Origin of the sequence: Micromonospora yasonensis, assembly GCF_026013475.1 — a bacterium.
Taxonomy (GTDB): domain Bacteria; phylum Actinomycetota; class Actinomycetes; order Mycobacteriales; family Micromonosporaceae; genus Micromonospora; species Micromonospora yasonensis.
This window is the reverse complement of record NZ_JAPDPH010000255.1, coordinates 1-9,289: the sequence shown is the minus strand read 5'-3', so window position 1 is coordinate 9,289 and position 9,289 is coordinate 1. Positions and strand designations below refer to the sequence as shown.

General features: G+C 71.0%; 7 protein-coding genes and 1 pseudogene. 3 read left to right on the top strand and 5 right to left on the bottom strand.

Annotation, left to right across the window (positions count from 1 at the left end; all coding sequences use genetic code 11):
• From glgB to ONA70_RS31660, 5 genes are all read right to left on the bottom strand, one after another.
• A partial coding sequence (glgB, locus tag ONA70_RS31680; protein WP_265010163.1) for a 1,4-alpha-glucan branching protein GlgB occupies window positions 1–1,783 on the bottom strand: 1,783 nt, incomplete at its 3' end.
• Complete coding sequence (locus ONA70_RS31675; protein WP_265010162.1) at window positions 1,771–3,867, bottom strand: alpha-1,4-glucan--maltose-1-phosphate maltosyltransferase; 2,097 nt, start codon at window positions 3,865–3,867, stop codon at window positions 1,771–1,773. The genes glgB and ONA70_RS31675, both read right to left, overlap by 13 nt.
• Before the next feature lie 173 nt (window positions 3,868–4,040).
• A complete protein-coding gene (locus ONA70_RS31670; protein WP_265010161.1) occupies window positions 4,041–4,556 on the bottom strand; it encodes a Uma2 family endonuclease in 516 nt (171 codons plus the stop codon).
• 99 nt (window positions 4,557–4,655) lie between these two features.
• Window positions 4,656–5,864 (bottom strand): glycogen synthase, encoded by a 1,209-nt coding sequence (glgA, locus tag ONA70_RS31665; protein WP_265010160.1) that lies wholly within the window; start codon window positions 5,862–5,864, stop codon window positions 4,656–4,658.
• An 86-nt stretch (window positions 5,865–5,950) separates the two neighbouring features.
• Window positions 5,951–6,919, bottom strand: coding sequence for an ArsR/SmtB family transcription factor (locus tag ONA70_RS31660; protein ID WP_265010159.1), 969 nt, complete (start codon window positions 6,917–6,919; stop codon window positions 5,951–5,953).
• Between the two features lie 116 nt (window positions 6,920–7,035).
• Here ONA70_RS31660 and ONA70_RS31655 point away from each other — a divergent pair, with 116 nt between their 5' ends.
• The 3 genes and pseudogenes from ONA70_RS31655 to ONA70_RS31645 all read left to right on the top strand — a co-directional run.
• The gene (locus ONA70_RS31655) at window positions 7,036–7,542 is read left to right on the top strand and encodes a tetratricopeptide repeat protein (RefSeq protein WP_265010158.1); all 507 of its coding nucleotides are present in this window, start codon (window positions 7,036–7,038) and stop codon (window positions 7,540–7,542) included.
• 95 nt (window positions 7,543–7,637) lie between these two features.
• Window positions 7,638–8,870 (top strand): glucose-1-phosphate adenylyltransferase, encoded by a 1,233-nt coding sequence (gene glgC, locus ONA70_RS31650; protein WP_265010157.1) that lies wholly within the window; start codon window positions 7,638–7,640, stop codon window positions 8,868–8,870.
• A 27-nt stretch (window positions 8,871–8,897) separates the two neighbouring features.
• Window positions 8,898–9,289, top strand: a pseudogene (locus tag ONA70_RS31645) (phosphoglucomutase, alpha-D-glucose phosphate-specific); the annotation flags it as partial.

The window sequence follows — 9,289 nt, the reverse complement described above, 5'->3', positions numbered from 1 at the left end:
TGTCCTGTGCCCAGAGCGCCGGGCTGGCCCGGTAGACCCGGTTGAGGTCGCCGACCAGCCGCTGCACCCCGGCGCGGGCCGGGTCGTGGGTCAGGTACCAGTCGAGGCCGCGCTCCTCGCTCCACTCCCGGTCGTCGGCCAGCTCGCAGCCCATGAAGAGCAGCTGCTTGCCCGGGTGCGCCCACATGTACGCCAGCAGCGCCCGGACGTTGGCCAGCCGCTGCCAGGTGTCCCCGGGCATCTTGCCGACCAGCGAGCCCTTGCCGTGCACCACCTCGTCGTGGCTGATCGGCAGCACGTAGTTCTCGCTCCAGGCGTACGCCAGGGAGAAGGTGAGCTGATGGTGGTGGTGCTGCCGGTAGATCGGATCCTTCGAGGTGTAGAGCAGGGTGTCGTGCATCCAGCCCATGTTCCACTTGAAGCCGAAGCCCAGCCCGCCCTCGCCGGTCGGCCGGGTCACCCCGGGCCAGGCGGTGGACTCCTCGGCGACCATCACCACCCCGGCGTGGTGCTTGTAGACGGTGGCGTTGACCTCTTGGAGGAACGCGATCGCCTCCAGGTTCTCCCGGCCGCCGTGCACGTTGGGCACCCACTGCCCCTCCTGCCGGGAGTAGTCCAGGTAGAGCATCGAGGCGACGGCGTCGACGCGGAGCCCGTCGACGTGGAACTGGTCCAGCCAGTAGAGCGCGTTGGCGACCAGGAAGTTGCGCACCTCGCGGCGGCCGAAGTCGAAGACGTACGTGCCCCAGTCGGGGTGCTCGCCGCGGCGCGGGTCGGGGTGCTCGTAGAGCGGGGTGCCGTCGAACCGGGCGAGGGCCCACTCGTCCTTGGGGAAGTGCGCCGGCACCCAGTCGAGGATCACCCCGATGCCAGCCTGGTGCAGCCGGTCGACCAGGTGGCGGAAGTCGTCCGGGTCGCCGAACCGGGCGGTGGGCGCGTAGTAGCCGGTGACCTGGTAGCCCCAGGAGCCGCCGAACGGGTGCTCCATCACGGGCAGGAACTCCACGTGGGTGAAGCCCAGGTCGGTCACGTACGCGGTGAGCTGTTCGGCGAGTTCCCGGTAGCCGAGGCCGGGCCGCCAGGAACCGAGGTGCACCTCGTACACGCTCATCGGCTCCTGGTGGGGCCGCCGCTTGGCCCGGCGTTGCAGCCAGTCGGCGTCGCCCCACTCGTACCCGGAGGAGTGCACCACCGAGGCGGTGGCTGGCGGCACCTCGGTGCGGGCCGCGAGGGGGTCGGCCTTGTCCCGCCAGTGCCCGTCGGCGCCGAGGATGCGGTATTTGTAGCGGGCGCCGACCGGCGCCCCCGGCACGAAGATCTCCCACACGCCGCTGGACCCGAGTGAGCGCATCGGCCAGCCGTCGTCCGGGCCCCAGCCGGTGAAGTCGCCGACCACCCGGACGCCGCGCGCGTTGGGCGCCCAGACGGTGAACGCCACGCCCCCGTCGAGGACCCGGGCGCCGAGCGCCTCCCAGAGCCGCTCGTGCCGCCCCTCGCCGATCAGGTGCAGGTCCAGCTCGCCCAGCGTGGGCGGGTAACGGTACGGGTCGTCGTGGGCGGCGCCGTCCACCTCGACCCGGTAGTCGAGCACCTGGCCGGGCACCACGGCCTCGAAGACGCCGACGTCGTGCACCCGCTTCATCGGGTGCCGCTGGTCGCCGACGAGCAGGGCCACGTCGCCCGCTCCGCGGCGCATGGTGCGGATGGTGGTACGCCCGTCGGCGGGGTGCGCGCCGAGCACGGCGTGCGGGTCGTACGCCTCGCCGGCGATCAGCTGCTCCATCGTTCGTCGTCCTTCGCGGCCGGGGCGGTCGGGGCGGTGCCGCCGGAGAGGTCGGCGGGTACGTCTGCGACGGTCAGGTCGGCCACCGCCGGCGTCTCCGGTTCGGGGGTGGCCGGGGGCGCCGGTCGCCGCACGGTGAACACGTGCGCCGGCTGCAGGTACGGGTCGAGCCGGACCGCGTTGCGCTGCCCCCAGTCGTAGCTGACCCCGCTCAGCTCGTCGTGCACGGTGAACCGCTCGTGCCAGTCGAAGCCGAGCGCCGGCATGTCCAGGGTGGTGTTGCCCCACTGCACGGATCGCGAGTCGAAGGAGCAGACCACGATGACCGTGTTACCGGTGTCCGGGTCGTGCTTGGACCAGCAGAGCAGCGCCGGGTTGTCGATGTCGTGGAAGTGCAGGTTGCGCAGCCAGCGCAGGGCCGGGTTGTCCCGGCGGACCCGGTTGAGGGTGGCGACGAACGGGGCGAGCGAGCGGCCCTGCTCCTGCGCTCCCGCCCAGTCGCGGGGGCGCAGCTCGTACTTCTCGTTGTCCAGGTACTCCTCGGCCCCGGGGCGGGCGACGTGCTCGAAGAGTTCGAAGCCGGCGTACATGCCCCAGGAGGGGGAGAGCAGCGCGGCCAGCACCGCCCGGATCTTGAACATCGGCGGGCCGCCGTGCTGCAACGACTCGTGCAGGATGTCGGGGGTGTTGGGCCAGAAGTTCGGCCGCATGTAGTCGGCCGCCGCGACCAGCTCCGCGCAGTACGCCCGCATCTCGGCCGCCGTGGTGCGCCAGGTGAAGTAGGTGTACGACTGGGTGAAGCCGATCTTGCCGAGCCCGTGCATGATCGCCGGGCGGGTGAACGCCTCGGCGAGGAAGAGCACGTCCGGGTCGACCCGCTTGACCTCCCAGATCAGCCAGTGCCAGAAGTCGAACGGCTTGGTGTGCGGGTTGTCCACCCGGAAGATCCGAATCCCCGCACCGACCCAGTGCAGCACCACCCGCAGGATCTCCGCCCGGATGCCGTCGGGGTCGTTGTCGAAGTTCAGCGGGTAGATGTCCTGGTACTTCTTCGGCGGGTTCTCCGCGTACGCGATGGTCCCGTCGGCCCGGGTGGTGAACCACTCCGGATGGTCGGTCACCCACGGGTGGTCCGGGGCGCACTGCAACGCCAGGTCCATCGCCACCTCCAGGCCGTGCTCGGCGGCGGCGGCGAGGAACGCGCGGAAGTCCTCCGGCGTACCCAGATCGGGGTGGATGGCGTCGTGGCCGCCCTCGGCGGCGCCGATCGCCCACGGCGAGCCGACGTCGTCCGGGCCGGCGGTGAGCGAGTTGTTGCGGCCCTTGCGGTTGATCCGCCCGATCGGATGGATCGGCGGCAGGTAGAGCACATCGAAGCCCATCGCCGCGACGCCGGGCAGGCGCTCGGTGGCGGTGACGAAGGTGCCCGACCGCGCGGGCGCGTCGACGGTGGCCGGGACCGCCCCCTCCGAGCGGGGGAAGAACTCGTACCAGGCGGAGAAGAGCGCCCGGGGACGGTCCACCCAGAGCCGGTGCTCGTCGCCGGTGGTGACCAGCTCGCGGACCGGGTGGTCCCAGAGCACCGGGGCCAGGTCCAGCGCCGGGCCGACCCGGCGGGGCAGGTCCAGCCTGTCGTCGCGCAGCGCCTTCGCCGCGGCGCGTACCCGCTTCCGGTCCGCCTTCGGGACCAGCTCCAGGGCCGCCTCCAGCACCCTGGCCCCCTCGGCCAGGTCGTTGGCCAGCTCCGCCGGGCCCTGGCCGGCGGCCACCTTCTTGGTGACCGCGTTCTGCCAGGTCAGGTACGGATCCTGGAACGCCTCCACGGTGAACCGCCACTCGCCGGCGGCGTCCGGTCGGATGGTGGCGTGCCAGCGGTCCTGGCCCGGTTCCCCGGGGCGCATCCGGGTGAACGGGCGAGCCACGCCGTCCGGGCCGAGCCAGACCACGTTGCAGCCGAGCGCGTCGTGGCCCTCGCGGTACGCGCGGGCGGACACCGGCACGAGTTCGTCGACCACCGCCTTGGCCGGGTAGCGACCGCAGGCGACGACGGGGGAGACGTCTTCGATCGGAAACCGTCCAGTCACCGCCTCAACCTACTGCGCGAGATCGCTTCCCGCTCGGCCAAGTTCCCTTCGGTGCTAGGCAGGCGGTTCCGGTGTCACGTGCCGGCTTCGCTCAAGAGATCTTGGAAGATTTCGGCCCCTCGGGGGGCCATCCGCTTCCAGGATCTCTCCGTGGCGCCCCGTCGCGGCCACAGTCAGCCGAGGTCGTGCTCGGCCGGCTTGGTATTGAGGACCCAGGCGAGCGGCATGGTCGCCCATACGCCGTAGTGCTCGCCGTCCAGTCGGTGCATCGTGACGGTCTGCGCCGCGTCCTGCTCCACGATCCAGTACTGCGGGATGCCGGCCGCCGCGTACTCGCTGCGTTTGGTCACCGTGTCGATGCCCTCGGACCCGGGTGAGACGATCTCGACCACGAGGAGCACGTCGTCGGCCGGTAGCCACACGCCATCGGCCTGGGCCTTGCTCCAGACCACCAGGTCCGGAATGCGACCACCGACTCCGCCGCGACGGCCGGGGATGCGCAGCCCGACCGCCTGGGCGATGTGGTCCGCCGGAACGCCGCCCTGGGCGAGCCACACCATGAGCCGGGTCGCGATGATGGCATGGGCGTATCCCGGCGGCGGCATGATCGAGAGAACTCCCTCAGGGCTGATCTCGTACCGATGGTGCTCGTCCGCGGCCATCATCGCGGTCAGATCATCGAGCGTCACGATCGGGGGCATCGACCTGCCAACCGCCTCTGAGCTCATTCGGGCATCGTACCGGCCCAGGCGCGTCCACGGCCGGGACGGACACGCGTCGCACGACGGTCAGCCCGCCGCGCCCACCGACCGGTAGACCTCCAGCGTCCGCTGGGCGATGGTGTCCCAGGAGAAGTGCTCCACCGCCCGCCGCCGGCCGGCGAGGCCGAACGCCTCCGTCCGCTTCGGGTCGGCCAGCACCTCGTTGATCCGGGCCGCCAGGTCGGCCACGAACCGCTCCGGGTCCAGCGGTCGCCCGCTGCCGTCGGTGGCCTGCTCGATCGGCACCAGCACGCCGGTCTCGCCGTCGGCGACCACCTCGGGGATGCCGCCGGTGGCGGTGGCCACCACCGCCGTCTCGCAGGCCATCGCCTCCAGGTTGACGATGCCCATCGGCTCGTAGACGGACGGGCAGACGAAGATCGTGGCGTGGGTGAGCACCTGGATCACCTCGTGCTTGGGCAGCATCGCGGCGATCCAGATGACGCCCGAACGGGTGGCCCGCAACTCGGTGGCCAGCTCCTCGACCTCGGCGGCGATGTCCGGGGTGTCCGGCGCGCCGGCCAGTAGCACCAGCTGGGTGTCGGCGGGCAGCTCCCGGGCCGCGCGCAGCAGGTACGGCAGGCCCTTCTGCCGGGTGATCCGCCCGACGTAGACCACGCTGGGGCGGCCCGGGTCGATGCCCAGCCGGTCCACCACGTCGGTGCCGTGGTCGGGGGCGTACTGCGCGGTGTCGATGCCGTTGTAGACCACCCGCACCCGGTCCGGGTCCACGTCCGGATACGCGGTCAGCACGTCCCGCCGCATCCCCGCGCTCACCGCGATGATCGCGTCGGCCGCCTCGTACGCGGTCCGCTCGCACCAGGACGACAGCGCGTACCCGCCGCCGAGCTGCTCGGCCTTCCACGGGCGCAGCGGCTCCAGGCTGTGCGCGGTGACCACGTGCGGCACCCCGTACAGCAGCTTCGCGGTGTGCCCGGCCAGGTTGGCGTACCAGGTGTGGCTGTGCACCACGTCGGTGCCGGCGCAGCCGGCCGCCATCTCCAGGTCGACGCCCATGGTCCGCAGCGCGGCGTTCGCCCCGGCCAGCGCGGCCGGCTCGGCGTACGCGGTGACCCCCGGCTCGTCGCGGGGCGCGCCGAAGCAGTGCACCCGGACGTCGGCGAGCCGGCGCAGCTCGCGCGCCAGGTACTCGACGTGCACCCCGGCCCCGCCGTAGACCTCCGGCGGGTACTCCCGGGTGAGCAGGTCGACGCGCAGGCTTGCGGTATCGGTCATGACCGGCACCCTAGACGAGGAGTCCCGAAACTGCCCGAGGATCAGTTGGCCAGGCGGCGCTCCCCACCACCCGTGGTGGGGAGCCACTAGCGGAGCACGGCTTCGCCGAGGGGCGTACGCCGATAGCGGATCTCGTGCCGGTGTCGTGCCCCGGCAACGAACCCGGCGTCGCGCAGCACCGACAAATGCTCAGAGACCGTCCCTGCGGCCAGCGCGTGACGGTGGGCCAGGGTCGCCGTGCTGGCCGGCTCGTCGAGGCTGAGTAGCAGCACCGCCCGGGTTTTCCCGATCAACCGGCCCAAAGCCGCATGCCGATCGGCGGAAAGGGGCTGCCAGAGCGTGCCGAGCCCGCGCGCCGGATAGATCACTGTGGGCTGCCACGGCGGGTCCACAATGACGACCACCTGATCCCACTTGAATGCGCTGGGCACCAGGACAAGCCCCTCGCCCCGCAGATCGCGGCGCTCGTCGTCGCCGTACTTGCGAGTCAGTACGCCGTTGCTCCAGCGAAGTCGTGGATGCAGCTCGGCGAACAACCGGTCCAGACCGCCTTCGGCGAGGCGCCGGGCCTGGAAGCCCACATCGGCGTCAAGCAGCCCGCGTACTTGTGGCCAGACGGGTTCGACCAACACCTCCCACGCCTGCTTCACGAGTGCGACCAGCGTCTGAAGAACAACAGCTGGGTCGCCCAGCAGGAGCCGTCCGGTCGCCGACTCGGCCGCCCCCGGGTTGTCCGCCAGTGACCGTCGCAGCTCTGCGCGTACCCGATCATGGTCAGTGGCCGCCACGGCCGCGAGCTCGTCCTCGAACCGGGCGTGCGGGCTGACCGGAGGCGGCGAGAGGAAGTCGGGGGTGTAGCCGCGACGCGGCTGGAGCAGGGCGATCGGCCGCAGGTCGAGTTCCCGCGTGTTGATGGTGTCCCGCCAGCGGCGGTGCGGGCCCACGCCTTCACGCGGGGACAGCAGGCGCACCGCGGACAGCGTCTCGAGCATGGGTGAGATGGCGAAGCGGCAGCGCAACAGGTCGGCAGGGCTGAACCTCAGCGTGACCGCCATCCGCCCCCCTTGCCTGAAAGAAGAAGAGATTCGGCCCTTGCCGAATCACTGGCGGCCACCGTACCAGCGCTCGCAGAGTTCTCCCGGCTGAACCGACGGTCATGAGGAGAACGACGATGAACCCGAACGCCGACTGGGAACAACGCAACGCGGACCTGTGGGCGGCCTTCAACGCGGCGCCCGACGACTGGGACGAAGAGGAATTCCGCCAGCGGGTCGGCGTCCTCGCCGACGAGTTGGGGCCGGATCATCCGGTGGCGGCGTTCGAGCGGGCCTGCGCCTGGGACTCGACCGGCCATTCGGACAAGGCGGTTCCGCTCTACCGCAGGGCGCTGGAGCTGGGCATCGACGGCATCCCCCGGCGGCGCTCAGTGATCCAGATGTCCAGCTCGCTGCGCAACATGGGGCAGCCCGAGGAGAGTGTTCGGCTGCTGACCGTGGAGCGCGAGCGCGGCTCCGACGAGCTCGACGACGCGGTCAGCGCGACGCTCGCGCTGGCTCTGACCAGCGTCGGCCGGGAGCGGGAGGCAGTATCGATCGCCGTCGGGGCGCTCGCGAAACACCTGCCGCGCTACCAGCGATCGATGGCCAACTACGCCCGGCTCCTGGTCGAGCCCGACTGATTCGTGCTACGGCGAGCCGATGCTCACGAAGGTCCCGGCACCGAATCGTGCCCGTACGAGTGGTGAAGTCGGGGCGGGATGGATAGCGTCGGTACATGGCTGCCAAGGTGCTCGCGATCGTCCTGGCCGGCGGGGAGGGCAAGCGCCTGATGCCCCTCACCACCGACCGGGCGAAGCCGGCCGTCCCCTTCGGCGGGATGTACCGCATGGTTGACTTCGTCCTCTCCAACCTGGCGAACGCCGGCTTTCTCAGGATCGTCGTGCTGACCCAGTACAAGTCCCACTCGCTGGACCGCCACATCACCCAGACGTGGCGGATGTCGACCATGCTGGGCAACTACGTGACCCCGGTGCCGGCGCAGCAGCGCCGCGGGCCCTGGTGGTTCGCCGGCTCGGCCGACGCGATCTACCAGAGCTTCAACCTGATCTACGACGAGCAGCCGGAGTACGTGATCGTCTTCGGCGCCGACCACATCTACCGGATGGACCCGCGGCAGATGGTGGAGGACCACATCGCCTCGGGCGCCGCGGTGACCGTGGCCGGCATCCGCCAGCCGCTGTCGATGGCCGACCAGTTCGGCGTGATCGAGGTCGGCGAGGACGGCCGGCGGATCCGGGCGTTCCGCGAGAAGCCCACCGACGCGGTCGGCCTGCCGGACGCGCCCGACCAGATCTACGCCTCGATGGGCAACTACGTCTTCACCACCAAGGCGCTCTGCGACGCGGTGGAGCGCGACGCGGAGGACAAGACCAGCAAACACGACATGGGCGGCAGCATCATCCCGATGCTGGTCGAGCGGGGCGAGGCCAACGTCTACGACTTCAAGGACAACGAGGTCCCCGGCAGCACCGAGCGGGACCGCGGCTACTGGCGGGACGTGGGGACGCTCGACTCCTTCTACGACGCCCACATGGATCTGATCAACGTCCACCCGGTGTTCAACCTCTACAACTTCGAGTGGCCGATCTACAGCAACCAGCCGCCGTACCCGCCGGCCAAGTTCGTGCACGCGTGGGGCGAGCGGGTCGGCCGGGCGGTGGCCTCGATGGTCTCGCCGGGATCGGTGATCTCCGGCTCCCTCGTGGAGAACTCGATCGTGTCGCCGAAGGTGAAGGTGCACTCCTGGGCGCACGTGGACGGCGCGGTGCTGATGGAGGGTGTCGAGATCGGCCGGCACGCGGTCGTCCGACGGGCCATCCTGGACAAGAACGTCTACGTTCCGGAGGGCGCCGAGATCGGCGTCGACCTGGAGAGGGACCGCCAGCGCTACACCGTCTCCGACAACGGCATCGTCGTGGTCGGCAAGGGTCAGCGCGTCGAGCTCTGACCGCCCGTACCCCGAGGAGGATACGCAGTGGCCCATCCCCGTGCCGGCCAGCCCGCCGAGCCCGCCGACCTGGTCGACGTGCCCCGGCTGGTGACCGCCTACTACGCCGAGCACCCGGACCCGGCCGACCCGGCGCAGCAGGTCTCGTTCGGCACGTCCGGGCATCGCGGGTCCAGCCTGAGGAACGCCTTCAACGAGGATCACATCCTCGCGGTCACCCAGGCGCTCTGCGACTACCGGCGGGAGCAGGGCGTGGCCGGGCCGCTCTTCCTCGCCCGCGACACCCACGCCCTCTCCGCCCCCGCCGAGGCCAGCGCGCTGGAGGTGCTCGCCGCCAACGGCGTCACCGTGCTGCGGGACAGCCGCGACGGCTACACCCCCACCCCGGCGCTGTCGCACGCCATCCTCATCCACAACCG

What these genes read in the sequence shown, in the direction of transcription:
- glgA (WP_265010160.1), bottom strand. Translation starts at nt 5,864, where the DNA reads ATGACCGATACCGCAAGCCTGCGCGTCGACCTGCTCACCCGGGAGTAC.
- ONA70_RS31660 (WP_265010159.1), bottom strand. Translation starts at nt 6,919, where the DNA reads ATGGCGGTCACGCTGAGGTTCAGCCCTGCCGACCTGTTGCGCTGCCGC.
- ONA70_RS31655 (WP_265010158.1), top strand. Translation starts at nt 7,036, where the DNA reads ATGAACCCGAACGCCGACTGGGAACAACGCAACGCGGACCTGTGGGCG.
- glgC (WP_265010157.1), top strand. Translation starts at nt 7,638, where the DNA reads ATGGCTGCCAAGGTGCTCGCGATCGTCCTGGCCGGCGGGGAGGGCAAG.